Source organism: Methylobacterium sp. NFXW15, from assembly GCF_049887755.1.
GTDB lineage: Bacteria > Pseudomonadota > Alphaproteobacteria > Rhizobiales > Beijerinckiaceae > Methylobacterium.
Map to the genome: position 1 here is coordinate 1 of NZ_JAGEKG010000007.1, position 17,464 is coordinate 17,464.

The 17,464-nt window shown below is 66.6% G+C and carries 18 protein-coding genes and 1 pseudogene; 5 read left to right on the forward strand and 14 right to left on the reverse strand.

The genetic code is table 11. The features are described 5' to 3' along the window. Window positions 1–182 (reverse strand): annotated as a pseudogene (locus J4O73_RS16360) (porin family protein); the annotation flags it as partial. A gap of 627 nt (window positions 183–809) precedes the next feature. On the opposite strand from J4O73_RS16360, the gene J4O73_RS16365 reads away from it, so the two are divergent. After that, window positions 810–2,297, forward strand: coding sequence for a DEAD/DEAH box helicase (locus tag J4O73_RS16365; protein ID WP_426218989.1), 1,488 nt, complete (start codon window positions 810–812; stop codon window positions 2,295–2,297). Between the two features lie 198 nt (window positions 2,298–2,495). Further along, window positions 2,496–3,551: a diguanylate cyclase gene (locus tag J4O73_RS16370; protein WP_426218991.1), complete on the forward strand. Its 1,056-nt coding sequence runs from the start codon at window positions 2,496–2,498 to the stop codon at window positions 3,549–3,551. Between the two features lie 20 nt (window positions 3,552–3,571). Here the strand turns inward: J4O73_RS16370 and J4O73_RS16375 are convergent, their stop codons facing one another. Together J4O73_RS16375 and J4O73_RS16380 are read right to left on the reverse strand one after the other, a co-directional pair. Beyond that, window positions 3,572–3,949 carry a HesB/IscA family protein gene (locus tag J4O73_RS16375; protein WP_426218993.1) on the reverse strand — a complete coding sequence of 126 codons (378 nt, stop codon included), beginning with the start codon at window positions 3,947–3,949 and terminating at the stop codon, window positions 3,572–3,574. Window positions 3,950–4,049: 100 nt separating this feature from the next. Continuing rightward, on the reverse strand, window positions 4,050–5,039 hold the full coding sequence (locus J4O73_RS16380) for a threo-3-hydroxy-L-aspartate ammonia-lyase (protein ID WP_426218995.1): 990 nt from the start codon (window positions 5,037–5,039) through the stop codon (window positions 4,050–4,052). Window positions 5,040–5,428: 389 nt separating this feature from the next. Between J4O73_RS16380 and J4O73_RS16385 the strand changes: the two genes are divergently transcribed. After that, window positions 5,429–5,704, forward strand: coding sequence for a hypothetical protein (locus J4O73_RS16385; RefSeq protein ID WP_426218997.1), 276 nt, complete (start codon window positions 5,429–5,431; stop codon window positions 5,702–5,704). Between the two features lie 69 nt (window positions 5,705–5,773). Here J4O73_RS16385 and lpdA read toward each other — a convergent pair whose 3' ends face one another. The 8 genes from lpdA to eno form a co-directional block, all read right to left on the reverse strand. Next, window positions 5,774–7,213 (reverse strand): dihydrolipoyl dehydrogenase, encoded by a 1,440-nt coding sequence (gene lpdA, locus J4O73_RS16390; protein ID WP_426218999.1) that lies wholly within the window; start codon window positions 7,211–7,213, stop codon window positions 5,774–5,776. 101 nt (window positions 7,214–7,314) lie between these two features. Next, the gene (locus J4O73_RS16395; RefSeq protein ID WP_426219001.1) at window positions 7,315–8,721 is read right to left on the reverse strand and encodes a pyruvate dehydrogenase complex dihydrolipoamide acetyltransferase; all 1,407 of its coding nucleotides are present in this window, start codon (window positions 8,719–8,721) and stop codon (window positions 7,315–7,317) included. Between the two features lie 2 nt (window positions 8,722–8,723). Continuing rightward, window positions 8,724–8,918: a hypothetical protein gene (locus J4O73_RS16400; protein ID WP_426219002.1), complete on the reverse strand. Its 195-nt coding sequence runs from the start codon at window positions 8,916–8,918 to the stop codon at window positions 8,724–8,726. Between the two features lie 11 nt (window positions 8,919–8,929). Next, on the reverse strand, window positions 8,930–9,205 hold the full coding sequence (locus J4O73_RS16405; protein WP_426219004.1) for a DUF5076 domain-containing protein: 276 nt from the start codon (window positions 9,203–9,205) through the stop codon (window positions 8,930–8,932). A gap of 76 nt (window positions 9,206–9,281) precedes the next feature. Then, complete coding sequence (locus J4O73_RS16410; RefSeq protein WP_426219006.1) at window positions 9,282–10,715, reverse strand: pyruvate dehydrogenase complex E1 component subunit beta; 1,434 nt, start codon at window positions 10,713–10,715, stop codon at window positions 9,282–9,284. Window positions 10,716–10,773: 58 nt separating this feature from the next. Then, on the reverse strand, window positions 10,774–11,838 hold the full coding sequence (pdhA, locus tag J4O73_RS16415) for a pyruvate dehydrogenase (acetyl-transferring) E1 component subunit alpha (RefSeq protein ID WP_426219008.1): 1,065 nt from the start codon (window positions 11,836–11,838) through the stop codon (window positions 10,774–10,776). A gap of 168 nt (window positions 11,839–12,006) precedes the next feature. Beyond that, window positions 12,007–12,318, reverse strand: a complete 312-nt coding sequence (locus J4O73_RS16420) for an FtsB family cell division protein (protein ID WP_426219010.1) — start codon at window positions 12,316–12,318, stop codon at window positions 12,007–12,009. Window positions 12,319–12,448: 130 nt separating this feature from the next. Next, the gene (gene eno / locus J4O73_RS16425) at window positions 12,449–13,738 is read right to left on the reverse strand and encodes a phosphopyruvate hydratase (RefSeq protein WP_426219012.1); all 1,290 of its coding nucleotides are present in this window, start codon (window positions 13,736–13,738) and stop codon (window positions 12,449–12,451) included. 202 nt (window positions 13,739–13,940) lie between these two features. Between eno and queF the strand changes: the two genes are divergently transcribed. After that, complete coding sequence (gene queF / locus J4O73_RS16430; protein ID WP_426219014.1) at window positions 13,941–14,393, forward strand: preQ(1) synthase; 453 nt, start codon at window positions 13,941–13,943, stop codon at window positions 14,391–14,393. A gap of 64 nt (window positions 14,394–14,457) precedes the next feature. Here the strand turns inward: queF and J4O73_RS16435 are convergent, their stop codons facing one another. After that, window positions 14,458–14,763: a hypothetical protein gene (locus tag J4O73_RS16435; protein WP_426219016.1), complete on the reverse strand. Its 306-nt coding sequence runs from the start codon at window positions 14,761–14,763 to the stop codon at window positions 14,458–14,460. A 625-nt stretch (window positions 14,764–15,388) separates the two neighbouring features. Here J4O73_RS16435 and J4O73_RS16440 point away from each other — a divergent pair. Further along, on the forward strand, window positions 15,389–16,060 hold the full coding sequence (locus tag J4O73_RS16440) for a class I SAM-dependent methyltransferase (RefSeq protein ID WP_426219018.1): 672 nt from the start codon (window positions 15,389–15,391) through the stop codon (window positions 16,058–16,060). A 12-nt stretch (window positions 16,061–16,072) separates the two neighbouring features. Here J4O73_RS16440 and kdsA read toward each other — a convergent pair whose 3' ends face one another. Beyond that, on the reverse strand, window positions 16,073–16,918 hold the full coding sequence (gene kdsA, locus J4O73_RS16445) for a 3-deoxy-8-phosphooctulonate synthase (protein ID WP_426219019.1): 846 nt from the start codon (window positions 16,916–16,918) through the stop codon (window positions 16,073–16,075). Between the two features lie 9 nt (window positions 16,919–16,927). Continuing rightward, window positions 16,928–17,398 (reverse strand): hypothetical protein, encoded by a 471-nt coding sequence (locus tag J4O73_RS16450; RefSeq protein WP_426219021.1) that lies wholly within the window; start codon window positions 17,396–17,398, stop codon window positions 16,928–16,930. Window positions 17,399–17,464: the final 66 nt, after the last annotated feature.

Below are 17,464 nucleotides of genomic sequence, written 5' to 3' on the forward strand. Positions count from 1 at the left end.
CCGCGGCTGGAGGAGGCGTCGAAGCCGTAACCGGCGTTGAAACCAGCGTAGAAGCCCGTCCAGGTGAAGACCGGCACCGGCGTGAACACCGGCGGCGGCGCAGCGCGGCGCGGAAGGTCGGCGGCCGCAGCAGCCGCGGTCATGCTGGCGAGAACGGTCGATGCGAGGAGAAGCTTTTTCATCGGGTTACCAGATCCTGGGGTTGGCTTAGGCCAGCGGCCTTCTAGGCGCTTGCGGCGAACGGGTCTGTCGCTTTCCTGCAACAAGCTTGGCTAGATTAGCCAGATCGGGTCAACGAAAGGTGAAGGTTATGGAGGCGTAACGAGTGGACTCAAGCGATGTGCTCTTGCGCACAGGGCTAAGCCCGGTAGTGGTCGCTGCTGAACTATCTTTCCGACGCAGTCGAAAATGAGGCGAAACCGCGGCGCGCCGTTTCGAACATTTAAGTCGCCGTCTGCGGGGAGCCTCCGGAGCTGCGTTTTATTTTAGGACGGTGCGGCGGCGGACCGCATGTGGTCGGCTAGGAGACGCTTAACCCTGTCGATCCGCATGCCGATTGTGTCGAGGGAGTCGATCGGTCCTGCGGGCGGCCGGTTCGAAAGAGATGTTTAGGTCAGTGAACGGGCGCCGTTCGCGCGTCATCCCGCCCTTACGGGGCTCGCAAGATTGACAAGTCGCCGCAAGGGTCTAGGTGATGCGGTAATCGCTCGGCGGCCGCGGTTTCCGTCCGCGCGTCCGCCTAGATCCCGGATCGTTGCCGCGACGATGTCCTTCGCGCCGGCCGGGTGCGTGAATGTTGCCGATACGAAATGCCGTTCTCCGATCTGGGACTGAGTGAGAAAGTCCTCCAGGCCGTCACATCGGCCGGGTATTCCGAGCCGACGCCGATCCAGGCGCAGGCCATCCCCCATGTGCTCGCGCGCCGGGACGTCCTGGGCATCGCTCAGACCGGCACCGGCAAGACGGCGGCCTTTACGCTGCCGATGCTGACCTTGCTCGAAACCGGACGCGCCCGCGCCCGGATGCCACGGACCCTCATCCTCGAGCCGACCCGTGAGCTCGCGGCGCAGGTGGAAGAGAGCTTCGAGCGTTACGGCACCAACCATAAGCTGAACGTTGCGCTCATCATCGGCGGCGTCTCCTTCGCGGATCAGGATGCGAAGCTGACGCGCGGCACCGATGTGCTGATTGCCACGCCCGGCCGCCTCCTCGATCATTTCGAGCGCGGCAAGCTCCTGCTGACCGGCGTCGAACTCCTCGTCATCGACGAGGCGGATCGCATGCTCGACATGGGCTTCATCCCCGATATCGAGCGCATCGTGAAGATGGTGCCGTTCACCCGGCAGACGCTGTTCTTCTCGGCGACGATGCCGCCGGAGATCGAGCGGTTGGCGGACATGTTCCTGCACAACCCGCAGCGGATCGAGGTGGCGCGCGCCTCCTCCACGGCCACCACCATCACCCAACGCCTCGTGGCGACCCCCGGCGAGGATCACGCGAAGCGCGACCGCCTGCGGCGCTTGATCCGCGCTGAGGACGGACTGACCAACGGCATCATCTTCTGTAACCGGAAGCGCGATGTTGCGATCCTGCAGAAGTCTCTCGTAAGCCACGGCTTCGATGCGGTTGCCTTGCACGGCGACATGGATCAGCGGGCGCGTATGGCCGCTCTCGATGGCTTCCGCAGCGGCGAGACGGCCCTGCTCGTGGCGAGCGACGTGGCGGCCCGTGGTCTCGACATCCCGGCGGTGAGCCACGTTTTCAACTTCGACATTCCGCGGCATCCCGAAGATTACGTTCACCGGATCGGCCGTACCGGCCGGGCGGGTCGCTCGGGCGCGGCCTTCACCCTCGTCAGTCCGGATGACGACCGGTCGCTGAGTGCCATCGAGTCGCTGATTGGCCAGCCCATCCCGTGGCTGGACGGCGATCTCTCGAGCCTCGGTGCGTCCGACGCCGAACCGCGTAGCCGCCATCGCGGGCGTTCCGGCGAAGGTCGCCGGGGCCGCGGTAGCGAGCGGTCCAGTCGGGAAGGCCGTGAGCGTTCCGAGCCGCGCGAGCGGAGCGAAAGTCGTGACAGGCCCGAACGTTCGGAGCGGTCGGAGCCGCGTGAACGTCCCGCAGCCCGCGCGGAGGCCCAGACGCCGAGGCCGGAGCAAAGCCGCCGGGAAGCGCCCCGCCGCCAGAATCAGCGCGGTCCGCGTGAGGTTGAGGCAGAGGGTGATACGCCGGTCGGCCTCGGCTCGCATGTACCTGCCTTCCTGATGCGCGTACCGACGACCAAGCGCGACCGATAGGGCGAAGCGAAACCGCCGGGCTTTGTCCCGGCGGTATTCTCGAAAAGCTCTCGGGCGACGCTTCTGCTGCTCCCCACCAGTATAGCGGTACTGGCGAGCCTCCCGCGCCTCTTAACTGGGCGTGTAGGAAGTCTTGCTACAACCCTCGGTCATGCGGTGATGCCTAATCGGGCAATGTCTCCGCGAGATGGGCTGAGGATGGGCCAGGACGCTTTCCCCGATCGTGACCGCAGCTTCGCTCTGGCGAAGCGGACGAACGAGCTCATGCGCGATTACGGCCCTTCGGCAACCCCGAGGGCCTACGCCGTATGGTATGCCTATGTCTCCGGCGAGTTGCCGCTCCTCAATGACGCCGTCAAACGATTGACGGCGGAAAAGGGGCATCTCACCGATCTCGATATCGACCATCTGCACGAGAGCTATCTCGACGGACAGAAACATGCGTCGGATGCGAGCGTGGTCAGCAAGACGGTGCTGGCCGAACTTGCGTCGATCAGTGAAGTGCTGGACCTTTCGCTCGGCTCGACGCAGCAATTCGGTGAATCCCTTTCGACCCTATCGGCCGATCTCACCCAGGCGCATCTGAGCCGGGCGCAGCTCGCGGAGGTCGTCGCCTCGCTTGCGGCGGCTACGCGCGAGGTCGTGGCCGACAACCGCGTTCTGGAAGCACGCATCCGCGAGAGCCGGAGCGAGGTGGAGGCCCTGCGTGAGAAGCTCGAGGCGACCCGGACGGAAAGCCTGACCGACCCACTCAGCGGCCTTTCGAACCGCAAGCACTTCGAGGAAATGCTGCATGCGACGGTGGCCGAGGCCAACCGCGGTAGCCGCCTCAGCGTGATCGTCGTCGACATCGATTATTTCAAGCGGTTCAACGACCAGTATGGCCACCTGACCGGCGATCAGGTTCTTCGCCTCGTCGCCGTCGTTATGCGGGAGAGCGTGCAGTCGAATGCGCGGCTGGCCCGCTTCGGCGGGGAGGAGTTCGGGATCATCCTGCCAGGTGCCAACCGTCTCGACGCGATAGAAATCGCCGAGACCATCCGGTCCAGCATGATCGGTCGCGAACTTGTGAAGCGTTCGACCGGCGAGTCGCTCGGCAAGGTCACCGTCTCGCTCGGTGTCGCCGAATATCGACTCGGGGATACGCCGGCCTCGCTGCTTGAGCGGGCCGACCTCTGCATGTTCGCTGCCAAGCGCGGCGGTCGCAACCGCGTCGCGGATGACGCCTCGATCGCCTCGCCGCAGGCGGCCTGACGGCGAGGCGTCGTCGGCCTTCAAGCAGTAGCGGGAACCCGCTCCGGCGAGACCGGCGTGATGGCGACCGATTCACCGCAGCCGCAGGCAGAGGTCTGGTTCGGGTTATTGAACACGAATTGCGACGCGAGCTTCGTCGTCGTGAAGTCCATCTCCGTGCCGAGCAGGAACAGCACGGCCTTGGGATCGATAAAGACCTGAACGCCCCGATCCTCGACCACATCCTCGCCCGGCTTGCGCGCTTCGGCATATTCCATCGTGTAGGTCATGCCGGCGCAGCCGCCGTTCTTCACGCCCACGCGTAATCCCGCGACGGGCTGGTCGGCCTGCGCCATGATCGCCTTGATCCGATCTGCGGCGCGATCGGTCAGCGACAGAACCTTAAAACTCGACGTCATCGACTCTCTCCGGCCCGAACGGGTTCAAGGCCCGTGGGACGCTATCTGAATGATCTGAAGATAAGCATGCCGCGCCTGCGGGTCCACATGCGCGCGGGAGTCAGGCGGCGGGTGCGACGAGCCGTGCGAAGGATGCGATATCGACGTTGCCGCCGCTGACGACGATGCCGACGCGCTTGCCCGCCACGTCGAACTTGCCGTGCAACACCGCCGCCGCCGCGAGGCAGCCCGTGGGCTCGACCACCATCTTCATCCGGCTCGCAAAGAAACGCATCGTTTCGACGAGTTCCTCGTCCGTCACCGTGACGATGTCGGTGACCCGCTCGCGAATGATCGGGAAGGTCAGGGCGCCGAGGTAAGTCGTCTGCGCCCCGTCCGCGATCGTTCGCGGCACGGGGATCGTCACCACCCTTCCCTCATGGAAGGAGCGGCGACCGTCATCGCCCGCTTCCGGCTCGACGCCGTAGATCGCGATGCCTGGCGAGCGCTCAGACGCCGCGAGGGCACAGCCTGCGAGTTGTCCGCCGCCGCCGAGGCAGGCGACCAGCATGTCGAGGGGCCCGGTTTCTTCGATCAGCTCCAGCGCAAGGGTACCCTGCCCCGCAATCACCTCCCGGTGGTCGTAAGGCGGGATCAGGGACAGGCCGCGCGCCTGCGCAATCTCCCGGCCGATCACCTCCCGGTCCTGGCTGTAGCGATCGTAGGACACGACTTCGGCGCCGTATCCCTTGGTCGCCTCGACCTTCACGCGCGGCGCGTCCTCCGGCATGACGATGACGGCGGGCACGCCGAGCAGGCGGCTCGCCAGCGCGATGGCCTGGGCATGATTTCCGGATGAGAAGGCGATGACGCCGCGCCGCCGCACCTCTTCCGGCAGAGCCGAGATGGCATTGTAGGCACCGCGGAATTTGAAGGCTCCGCCCCGCTGCAGATTCTCGGCCTTGAAGAACAGGCGCGCCCCGGCCATCGCGTCGGCGGTGCGGGAGGTCAGCACGGGCGTGCGGTGGGCGACTCCCGCGATGCGCCGCGCGGCGGCCTCCACATCCGCGAAGACCGGACGGGCGGGGCTGTCCGTAACCGGATCGGGCATCGCATCTCTCCGAAAGGATGTTCGACGCCATCCCGCCCCGAGCGGAGCCATTAGCGTCACCGTGGATTATCCCTCCCATGGGGGATCACACAATGGCACGCGACGATGCTCGCACGGCAGGCACGCCTGTGACGTTCCTAGGCCGGGGGCGGGGGTTGCGCCTCGGCTCACGATTCGTCGTCCTGGTTTGCCCACTCTGCTCCCAGCGGAATGCCCCCCGCAGCGCCGAGCGCGGCATCTGCGAGTGGTGTGCCTACACGCCTTCGGAGAAGGATGCGCAGCCCGATGAGCCGCGATAGCGCTCCCATAAATTGAACGGCGCTGCGACCGACGCGTTAGCCGAGGGAAGCCTCCGAATGAGAGGCCATTCGACAGAGAAGGAGACGACCATGCGGAAGTCCACCCTATTCGCCGCCGCCGGTCTCATGACGCTTGGCAGCGCCGCTTGGGCGGCCGAGAGCGGCCCGGCCACGCAGAACACCCAGGGCAATGCCGTCGGCCGGATGCAGGGCTCCCCAAACGCCGCCGGGTTCGGCAAGGGCGAGACCACTGGTAGCACCAGCACCTCGACCACTGCGCCGGGTCAGGAGATGAAGGATGGCAAGATGCAGGGTTCGCCCAATGCCGCCGGCTTCAAGGGCGGCGCGGGCAATAGTGGCCGCTAACACCTGAACCCAGGAAAGAGGGCCGCGACCGCCTTCCGAGGCGGTCACGGCCCTTGTCATATCCGGGCTTCAGGTGTGGATCACCTTACCGTACGCGTCGAGCACGCTTTCGTGCATCATCTCGCTGAGCGTCGGGTGCGGGAATACCGTGTGCATCAGCTCCTCCTCGGTGCTCTCGAGGTTCATGGCGACGACGTAGCCCTGAATCAGCTCCGTCACCTCGGCCCCGACCATGTGAGCGCCAAGCAACTGGCCGGTCTTGGCGTCGAAGACGGTCTTGATCATGCCGTCCGGCTCGCCCAGCGCGATCGCCTTGCCGTTGCCCGCGAAGGGGAAGCGGCCGACCTTCACGGCGAAGCCCTGCTCCTTGGCCTTGGCCTCGGTCAGCCCGACACTGGCGATCTGCGGCTGGCAGTAAGTGCAACCGGGAATCTTGCCCTTGTCCATCGGGTGCGTGTGCAGGCCCTTGATGGTCTCGATGCAGATCACGCCCTCATGCTCGGCCTTGTGGGCGAGCATCGGCGGGCCCGCCACGTCGCCGATGGCGTAGAGGCCCGGCACGTTGGTGCGGCCCAGCCCATCCGTAACGATGCAGCCGCGATCGGTTTTCACGCCGAGCTTCTCGAGACCGAGGTTCTCGATGTTGCCGACGACGCCGACGGCCGAGATCAACTTCTCTGCCGTGATCTGCTGGGACTTGCCGTCTCCGCCCTCGATCGTCGCGGTGATGGAGTTAGCGCCCTTCTCGACCTTCGTCACCTTGGCGCCGGTGAGGATCTTGATGCCCTGCTTCTCGAACCGCTTGCGCGCCATGGCTGCGATTTCGGCATCCTCGACGGGGAGGATCTGCGGCAGCACCTCGACCACCGTCACTTCGGCCCCCATCGTCCGGTAGAACGAGGCGAACTCGATGCCGATGGCGCCGGAGCCCATCACCAGAAGGCTCTTGGGCATCGCCTCCGGGACCATGGCCTCGTAATAGGTCCAGATCTGCTTCTTGTCGGGCTCGATGCCGGGCAGCGCGCGGGGCCGGGCGCCGGTCGCGACGATGATGTGCTTGGCGCTGTAGCTGCCCGCGCCCTTGGCGCCCTTCGGCGGCTCGGCGCGCTTGCTTTCCTTGACCGTGACCTGCCCGGGCTGATTGCCCTTGGCGACGGAGTCGACGCTCGCCTCGCCCCAGATCACATCGACCTTGTTCTTCTTCAGCAGCATGCCGACGCCGCCGTTGAGGCGGGCCGAGACGCCGCGCGAGCGCTTGACGATGGCCGCCGTGTCGAACCCGACCTTCTCGGCAGTCAGGCCATATTCGCCCGGATGCTGGAAGTAATGGAAGATTTCCGCCGAGCGCAGCAACGCCTTGGTCGGGATGCAGCCCCAGTTCAGGCAGATGCCGCCCAGGTGCTCGCGATCGACCACGGCAGTCTTGAAGCCGAGCTGCGCGGCGCGGATCGCGGTGACGTAGCCGCCCGGCCCGGCACCGATGATGAGAACGTCGTAGGTGTCAGCCATGGCGGCTCCTCGCGGACTTCCTCCTGCGATTGCGCGCCGGAGGTGAAGGTGGTTCCTGTCGGGTCAGCGCGTCTCTCCCCGGAAGGGGAAAGAGCTTCGCCTTAGACCAGCATGCCCATCGGGTTCTCGATCAGCCCCTTGAAGGCCGACACCAACTCCGCGCCGAGCGCTCCATCGAGGACGCGGTGGTCGCAGGACAGAGTGCAGGTCATCACCTGGACCACGGCCGGCGCCCCGTCCTTCACGACGACGCGCTTCTCGCCCGCGCCCACCGCCAGAATGCTCGATTGCGGCGGGTTGATTACCGCCGTGAAGTGCTTGATCCCGAACATGCCGAGGTTCGACACCGAGGTGACGCCGCCCTGGTACTCCTCGGGCTTCAGCTTCTTGGCACGCGCGCGGGCCGCGAAATCCTTCATCTCGTTCGAGATGGTCGAGAGGGTCTTCTCATCGGCGCGGCGGATCACCGGGGTGAACAGGCCGCCGTCGATCGCCACCGCGACGCCGACCTCGGCGTGCTTGAAGCGCAGGATCCGGTCCTCGGCCCAAACGGCGTTGGCGGCCGGAACGCGGGTGAGGGCGAGGCCCATCGCCTTGATGACGAAGTCGTTCACCGAGAGCTTGAACGCGGGCTTGCCGTCCTTGTCCTTGCCGGCGGATCCATTCAGCGTCTCACGCAACTTCATCAGCGCGTCGAGCTCGCAATCCACCGTCAGGTAGAAGTGCGGCGCCACCAGCATCGCCTCGGTGAGGCGCTTGGCGATCGTCTTGCGCATGCCGTCGAGGGTGACCTCCTCGTAGGCATCCTTGGCGTAGAAGCCCTTGACCTGATCGGTCGTGAGCCCGGTGGGCATGCCGCCCGCAGACGCGGCCTTCGGAGCGGGGGCGGCAGTCTTCGGAGCCTCGGCGGCGGTGGCCTGAGGCGTGGGCGCCTTCAGCCCGCCACCGGCCTTCGCCGCCTGAACGTCGCGGGCGATGATGCGGCCGTGCGGTCCGCTGCCCTGAATCGCGCCGAGGTCGATGCCCTCCATCTTCGCGAGACGGCGTGCCAGCGGCGAAGAGAACGGGCGCTCGCCCGCCTGAGCCGGAGCGGCACCAGCGGCGGGGTTCACGGCCTTGGCCGCGTCCGGCGCCTCGTTCACCCGTGCATAGGACATCTGACCCTCGGAGGAGGTCTTCGCGTCCGCCTTCGGTGCCTCGGCGGTCTTCGGACCCTCGGGCGCCTTCGCGCCGCTACCCGGCGCCTGCACGCTGCCCGGATCCTCGCCCTCCCCCGCGATCAGGGCGATGAGGTCGTTCACCGGAACGTCCGCCGTGCCCTCCGGCACGATGATCTTGGCGAGCACGCCCTCATCGACCGCCTCGACCTCCATCGTGGCCTTGTCGGTCTCGATCTCGGCCAGCACGTCGCCGGACTTGATCGGATCGCCTTCCTTCTTGAGCCACTTGGCGAGGTTGCCCTTCTCCATCGTCGGCGACAGGGCGGGCATCAGGACGTTGATCGGCATGGTCAGGTCTCGGGCATGGCCGGGGCGGCCGGATCGGCGAAGGAAGGCAGATTTTCGGAGAAAGTGACCGGCTCTTGGGCCGAAGCGGGCGCAGCGCGAGGAGCGGGCACAGCCGGTCCCACGGCGACGCTCCTGCGAATCGTCAGCACAGTCTCAAGCTCGATCCGGTGCATCACCGGTACGGCCGCCTGAGCCATGCGGGGCCCCGTCAGTTGAACTCGCCCGGAGCGAGGCATTCCGCCTCGATCGCGGCGCGGATTCGCTCGAAGGCCTCGTCCTCCGACATGTCGGTGTCGACGGCGTAGGCGCGGGCCGCCTGCCGGGCGAGATCGACCAGCAGGCGGCCCCAGGTCGCCGGATCGTCGAACGAGCGCCGCAGGGCGACGCTCACCGCCCCGTCCACCACCGCCGCGCGCAGCACCTCGACGCCACCCTGTTCGAGGGCGTCGGGAGGCACGGCGAGTTCGGCGAAGTCGGAGCTCATCGGGCGGGACCGGAGTGGCGCTGTCCCGCGTGTGAGGCGGGAACGATGGGATCGACGGGGACCGGCAGACCGGACCCTACTTGTAGCAAACCGCCTTGGCGGCCTCGATGACCTCGCCGACATTCGGCAGCGCCAGCTTCTCGAGGTTGGCGGCGTAGGGCATCGGCACGTCCTTGCCGGTCACCCGCAGCACCGGGGCGTCGAGATAGTCGAAGGCATCGACCATCAGGCGCGCCGAGATCTCGGCGCCGATGCCGGATTGCGGGAAGCCTTCCTCGACGGTGATGCAGCGGCCGGTCTTCTTCACCGACTCGACCACCGTGGCCGTGTCCATCGGGCGGATGGTGCGCAGGTCGATCACCTCGGCTTCGATCCCCTGCTCGGCCAGCGCCTGAGCCGCCTTAAGGGCGTAGGTCATGCCGATGGCGAAGGAGACGATGGTGACGTCCTTGCCCTCGCGGTGGATCCGCGCCTTGCCGATGGGCAGCACGAAGTCGTCGAGCTTCGGCACCGGGAAGGTCTGCCCGTAGAGGATCTCGTTCTCAAGGAAGATGACGGGGTTCGGATCGCGGATCGCGGCCTTGAGCAGGCCCTTCGCGTCGCTCGCCGTATAGGGGGCGATGACCTTGAGGCCCGGCACGTTGGAGTACCACGCCGAGTAATCGTGGCTGTGCTGGGCGGCGACGCGGGCCGCCGCGCCGTTCGGGCCACGGAACACGATCGGGCAGCCGAGCTGGCCACCGGACATGTAAAGGGTCTTGGCGGCGGAGTTGATGATGTGGTCGATCGCCTGCATGGCGAAGTTGAACGTCATGAACTCCACGACCGGCTTCAGCCCGGCAAGTGCCGCGCCGACGCCGATACCAGCAAAGCCATGCTCGGTGATCGGAGTATCGACCACGCGCTTGGCGCCGAATTCCTGAAGCAGACCCTGCGTGACCTTGTAGGCACCCTGATACTCGGCAACTTCCTCGCCCATGACGAAGACGTCGCCGTCACGGCGCATCTCCTCGGCCATGGCATCGCGGAGCGCCTCGCGGACGGTCATCGTGACCATCTCGGTACCGGCGGGGAATTCCTCCATCACCGGCTCGTTCGCCTTCGCCGAAATCTTGGCCGGTGCTGCGGGCGCGCGGGGGGCGTCGTCCTCGGTCTTGGCGATCGTCGCGGGCTTGTCGCCGCCCTGCTCGACGGAAGTATCGATGCCGTTCGACTTCGGCGCCTCGGCCTTCTTGCCGCCTGAGGCGGCGGCAGCCTCGACGTCCTCACCTTCGCCCGCGATGATCGCGATGGGTGTGTTGACGGCGACGCCCTCCGTGCCTTCGTCCACGAGGATCTTCGCGAGCACGCCCTCGTCGACCGCCTCGACCTCCATGGTCGCCTTGTCGGTCTCGATCTCGGCCAGCACATCGCCGGATTTGATCGGATCACCGACCTTCTTCAGCCATTTCGAGAGCTTGCCCTCCTCCATGGTCGGAGACAGGGCGGGCATGAGGATATCGGTCGCCATGATGAGTTCTTCGCGTCGCTCTCGTTCGGGGGCGGCCTAAGGGGTGAGGTGTCGGCGCTCAGGCGCCGACTTCGAGCAGGATGTCGGTCCACAGTTCCGAGGGATCGGGCTCGGGATCGTTGGTGGCGAACTCGGCGGAGGCATTCACCGTCTCGCGGACCTTGGCGTCCGTCGCCTTGATGTCGGCCTCCGGCACGCCGTGCAGTTCCAGAAGACGCTTGCGGACCATCTCGATCGGATCGTGCTCGTCTCGCATCTTCGAGACTTCGTCCTTCGTCCGGTACTTGGCCGGGTCGGACATGGAGTGGCCGCGATAGCGGTAGGTCTGCATCTCGAGGATGAAGGGGCCCTTGCCCGAGCGGGCATGCTCGATGGCGCGGCCAGCCGCCTCGCGCACCGTGCGGACATCCATGCCGTCCACGGACTCGCCGGGAATACCGAAGGACAGGCCACGCTTGGAGAAGTCGGTCTGCGCCGAGGCGCGGGCGACCGAGGTGCCCATGGCGTAACGGTTGTTCTCGATCACGTAGACGACAGGCAGCTTCCAGAGCGCCGCCATGTTGAAGCTCTCGTAGACTTGGCCCTGGTTGGCGGCGCCGTCACCCATATAGGTCAGGCTGACCTTGCCATTGCCGCGGTAATGGTCTGCGAAGCCGAGGCCGGTGCCGAGGGAAACCTGCGCGCCGACGATGCCGTGGCCGCCGAAGAACTGCTTCTCGCGGCTGAACATGTGCATCGAGCCGCCCTTGCCGCGGCTGTAGCCGCCCCGGCGGCCGGTCAGCTCGGCCATGACGCCCTTGGGGTCCATGCCGCAGGCCAGCATATGGCCGTGGTCGCGATAGCCGGTGATGACCTGATCGCCATCCTCGGAGGCCATCTGCATGCCGACCACAACGGCCTCCTGGCCGATGTAAAGGTGGCAGAAACCGCCGATGAGGCCCATGCCGTAGAGCTGGCCCGCCTTCTCCTCGAAGCGGCGGATCAGGAGCATCTCGTGATAGGCGTGGAGGTCTTCTTCACGCGTGAACTGGGGCATGTTGGGAGCTGGCCGGTGGGCCTCGGCTGCTGCCGCCGACGACGGGCCGGCAGCGGGCTCGGTCTCGGCCGTCTTGCCAGCATCCATGTCGTTTCTCCCGCGCTCTCGCTGTCTTGAGGCGGGTGTAGGCTAGGCGCCGTCCGAAAGCGAGGCCCGCCCCTCTAACAGGGACGCGCCGTTGTCAGAGTAAACGACCCTAATTCCTCCGTTGCAGGAGGGGATTGCAGAATTGAGAGGGCTCGAAGTGCAGCTCGATCAGGGGCCGATGACGACGACGTCGTTGGCGTGAACGCGGCCCAGGACGATCCGTGCGCGCTCTTCCAGAAGATCGCGGTCGATCTGGTCGCTTTTCAGCAGCGCGACCCGGTGCTCCCACACGGCGCGCTCGGCCTTCACGGTTGCCAATTCCTGGTTCAGTCCGAACGCCTTCATCTTCAGCGCCCGCTTGGCTTCGAGGCCGCGGTTGCCGCTCTCCGCCTGCATGATGAAGTATCCACAGACGAGCGCCGACAGGGTCCAGAGACCCAGGGGCAGAACGATCATTCTGACGCGGCGGCGGACGACCATGGCTGCACCTTGGCCGGAGACGGTTAACGAGGGGTTGAGAATGGCGCACCCCTGAACGCGAAAGGGGAGCCACGTCGCCGTGGCTCCCCCTGTCCTGAAGCCACCCCGCGTGGGGGAAGGCCGCTGTGACTCAGGCGCGGGCGAGATGCTTGATCGCGGCGCGGCCGGCATAGAGGGCCTGCGGGCCGAGACCCTCCTCGATGCGGATGAGCTGGTTGTACTTCGCCAGTCTGTCCGAGCGGGCGAGCGAGCCGGTCTTGATCTGCCCGCAATTCGTCGCGACCGCGAGGTCGGCGATGGTCGAGTCCTCGGTCTCGCCGGAGCGATGCGACATCACCGCCGTGTAACCGGCGCGCTGGGCCATATCGACGGCGGCCAGCGTCTCGGTGAGGGAGCCGATCTGGTTCACCTTGATGAGGATCGAGTTGCCGGTGCTGTTGGCGATGCCGCGCGACAGGCGCTCGACATTGGTGACGAACAGGTCGTCGCCGACCAGCTGGCACTGCGCGCCGACCTTATCGGTCAGGAGCTTCCACCCCTCCCAATCGTCCTCGGACATGCCGTCCTCGATCGATACGATCGGGTACTTGCCGACGAGCTCGGCGAGGTAATCGACCTGGGCGGCGATGTCGCGGGTCTTGCCCTCGCCTTCGTAGTGGTAGGCGCCGTCCTTGAAGAATTCGGTGGCCGCACAGTCGAGCGCCAGGGCAATGTCGGAGCCCGGCTTGAACCCGGCCGACTGGATCGCCTGCATGACGAAGTCGAGGGCCGCCTCGGCGGAGGGCAGGTTCGGGGCGAAGCCGCCCTCATCACCGACGTTGGTGTTATGACCGGCCTTCTTGAGGGCGCTCTTGAGGGTGTGGAACACCTCGGAACCCATCCGCACCGCCTCGGCGATGGAATCGGCGCCGACCGGCATGATCATGAATTCCTGGAAGTCGATCGGGTTGTCCGCATGCGCGCCGCCGTTGATGATGTTCATCATCGGCACCGGAAGGATGCGGCCCTGGACGCCACCGACATAGCGGTAGAGCGGCAGGCCGGAGGCTTCCGCCGCAGCCTTCGCCACGGCGAGCGATACGCCGAGGATGGCGTTGGCGCCCAGGCGCGCCTTGTTCGGGGTGCCGTCGAGTTCGATCATCGCCTCATCGACGGCGACCTGATCCTCCGCATCCATGCCGCCGATGGCGTCGAGAATCTCCGTCTGCGCGGCTTCGACGGCCTTGAGCACGCCCTTGCCGAGGAAGCGGGACTTGTCGCCGTCGCGCAGTTCCACAGCCTCGTGGGCCCCGGTCGAAGCGCCGGAGGGAACCGCCGCGCGGCCGAAGGAGCCGTCCTCCAGCAGCACGTCGACCTCGACGGTCGGATTGCCGCGGCTGTCGAGGATTTCACGGGCGCTGATGTTGGTGATCGCGGTCATGGTTGTGTCTCCGGGGGCCGCGGGCCGTTGGTCGCGCCGGCCGCGTGGCCGCGCGTCGCGGGCGGCTTATCCGTCATGCTTCGGCGCCCGGCAACCCGGAGGGGCACGGCATACCGGCGAAATCTTTGCGGACGTGGCTCAATCAATTCCAAAGACAGAGCAGGATCGTGCGGAGGCGCCTCACCCGCGCTATAGGGGCGGCATGACCAACACATCCGATCTCCAGCTGGGGCAGGCGACCCCCTACCCCCAATCCCCTGAGGAAGCCCGGCTCGACCGGGTGCCCAATCCCCATGCCGACACGGATTACGTCGCCCGCTTTACGGCGCCGGAGTTCACCTCGATCTGTCCCGTGACCGGCCAGCCCGACTTCGCGATCCTCGTGATCGATTACGTTCCGGGTCCGTGGCTCGTGGAGTCGAAGTCGCTGAAGCTCTACCTCGGCTCTTTCCGTAACCACGGCGCCTTTCATGAGGATTGCACGGTGGCCATCGGCAAGCGGCTCGCGGAATTGCTGGAGCCGCGTTACCTGCGCATCGGGGGATATTGGAATCCGCGCGGCGGCATTCCCATCGATGTTTTCTGGCAGACGGGCACGCCGCCTTCCACGATCTGGTTGCCCGATACGGGCGTCGCGCCCTATCGCGGCCGCTGATGACGCGCATGAAAAAGGGGCGGTCGGCTCGCGCCGACCGCCCCTTCTGTCGCCTGACTAGAGCTTAGTAGCCGTAGCCGTAGTAATCGTAGGCCGGAGCGCCGTAGCCGTAGGCCGGGCGAGAGTAGCCGTAGCCATACGAGTCACGAGCAGCACCCGCAGCGATCGCGCCGGCGGCAAGACCCGCGATGCCGAGGCCGACGGCCGCGCCAGTGCCGATGCCACGACGGCCGCCACGGTAGTACCCGTGATGCCCGTAACCCCCGCCATGGTAGCCGTAGCCATACGGACGGGCCTCGGCGCCGGTCGTGGCGGCAATGCTGCCAACGGCCATCGTGGCGGCGGCGGTGATGAGAGCAAGCTTACGCATGTTATCCTTTCTCGATCACTGATCGATATGGCTGGATAACGTCGGCCTTCCCGGACGGTTCCAAGGATTCGCGGATCGTCCTCAGGACATAACGATCGATGAACGCACGTTCATCCACCCCCGATGCCTGGATGCTCGATTTTTGCACGCGAGCTTTGGCCTGGAAGCTTCGCCGTGTTCCGTTTGACCTCACGAGCGGAGCCGCTCGGCCTCGAATGCTGAAACGCAATTTAATCGACGGATCCCTCCACACGGCCATTTGATCGGGCATCTGCGAGCCCCAGCCCCGCCATGCGGTCCGTTCTCTTTTCCTTTTTCGTGGTGCTCACCGCAGCCACGGCCTCAGCGGAGGCATTGCGTTCCCCGGGCGTGGCCCAGCCGGTTCTGATGGACGCCGTCTATGTCCGGCCGCTCTATGGTGGTCCGTATCGCCATTGCGGCGGCGAATGCCTGAAGAGCGGAACTCTCTCGTGGTTCTGCTCCGAGCGGCAGCAATGCGTGCTCAAATGCGCGGTGGCGCCCCCCTCGCGAAAATGCGCGATTCGCTGAGACGGGATGCGCCCGCTCGCGAACCGGCGCATAGGGGATGAGGCGCGACAGCACCGCGCCGCCGGAGCCCGGTTCGATGGACGCCCTCACGCTCATCCGCGAGACTTATGCGCCGCTGGCCCGGAAGGCCCTGCTCGATATCGGCTGCGGCACGGGCTCATTGGCCCGCGCGCTCACCGAGGAGGGAGCCGACATTACGGGTATCGATCCCGGCGAGGACGCCCTCGCCAAGGCGCGGAAAGCCGTTCCGGCGGCCCGATTCGAGGCAGCTTCGGCCGAAACCCTGCCTTTCCCGGATGACACCTTCGACGGGGCGGTGATGCTGAATTCGCTGCACCACGTCCCCGACCCGGTGAAAGCCCTCACGGAGGCGGCCCGGGTGTTGCGGCCGGGATGCCGCCTCGTCATCGTCGAGCCGCTGGCCTCGGGCACCTTTTTCGACGCACTCAAGCCCATTGAGGATGAGACGGAGATCCGCGCCGCCGCACAGGCCGCCATCGCCGAGGCCATGGCTCAGGGGCGAGTCTCATGCGAGCGCGAGGTGATTGTCGAGCGGCACGAGAGCTTCGCGGATATCGACGCGTTCTTCGCTCGCGTCACCGCGGTTGATCCGGCCCGCGCCGATGCCATCCAGGAGCGCCGCTCGGAGGCGGAGGCCGCTTTCGCCGGGGCTGTCGAACAGACGGCGGACGGGCGCTTCGCTCTGGTCCAACCCTTGAGGATCCACGTGCTGGTGCCCGCCGCTTGACGAGGCGTCGCGTTACAGCCCCTTCGCCAGCCGGTCGAAGGCGATGAGCTGTTCGAGCAGGGCGGGCATGTCCTTGAGGGCGACCATGTTCGGGCCGTCGGAGGGGGCTCGGTCGGGATCGGGATGCGTCTCGATGAATACGCCCGCCACGCCCACCGCCACCGCCGCGCGAGCAAGGACGGCCACGAATTCCCGCTGACCGCCGGAACTGCCCCCCTGCCCGCCGGGCTGCTGCACGGAATGGGTCGCGTCGAACACGACAGGCGCACCGCCCGTGACTTCGGCCATGATCGGCAGGCTACGCATGTCCGAGACGAGGGTGTTGTAGCCGAAGGAGGCGCCCCGCTCGGTGACGATGACGTTCGGGTTGCCCGCCTGCGTCACCTTGGCGGCGACATGCTTCATGTCCCAGGGGGCCAGGAACTGACCTTTCTTCACATTCACCACTCGCCCCGTGGCGGCGGCGGCGAGCAGCAGGTCGGTCTGGCGGCAGAGGAAGGCCGGGATCTGCAGGATGTCCACGGCCTCCGCCACGGGAGCACACTGGGCCGCGTCATGGACGTCGGTGAGGACGGGCAAGCCGAGGCTCTCGCGAATCTCGGCGAAGACCGGCAGCGCTCCGTCGAGGCCCATGCCGCGTGCCGCGCCGCCGGAGGTGCGATTAGCCTTGTCGAACGAGGCCTTGAACACGAGCCCGATGCCGAGCTTGGCCGCCAACTCCTTGAGTGCGGTTGCGATCTCCAGGCCGTGCTGGCGGCCCTCGAGCTGACAGGGCCCCGCGATCAGCGAGAGCGGCAGGTGATTGGCGAAGGCGGTGTCGCGCGCACGCACGACCGGGCCGGAGCGGAAGTTCGACATGGCGCGGGTCTAACCGGCATGACGCCGCCGCGAAAGAGCGGTAGGAACGATCCGGCAAACGGTCAGATCCCCGGCGAGGGCGTCGTGGCGGGGGCCGGTTTCGCACAGCATGAGAGCCCGGCCGGTGGCGCCCCGCCTGGGGGCGTCGGCGAGCAGGCTGTCCTGATGGAGATTCAGCGCCAGCACCTCGGCCCGCCCTGCGTCCGTGCCGGTCAGCGCCCGCGCGGCGAGCCCGACCAGCGTGAAATAAGCCCGGCCCGGTTCACGATCGAGGGAGGCGAGGGTGATCCGCGCCGGGATCCGGCAATCGAGGCTCATGCGCTCGGCATCCTGCGCGCGGAACACGGCATAGGAGCCCGCCCGCCCTGCGAGGGCGGCACCCGTCACGCGAATCACCTTCGCGGTCAGCACGTCGCACGCATCGGCCGCCGCAGAGGGTGTGGCCGCGAGACTCGTAGCCGCGAGACACGTGGCAAGCATGAGAAATCGGAGCATCGGATCTGTCCGGGAGGGGCTTTCCTCCCGTTCTTATAGGGCGATCTGATG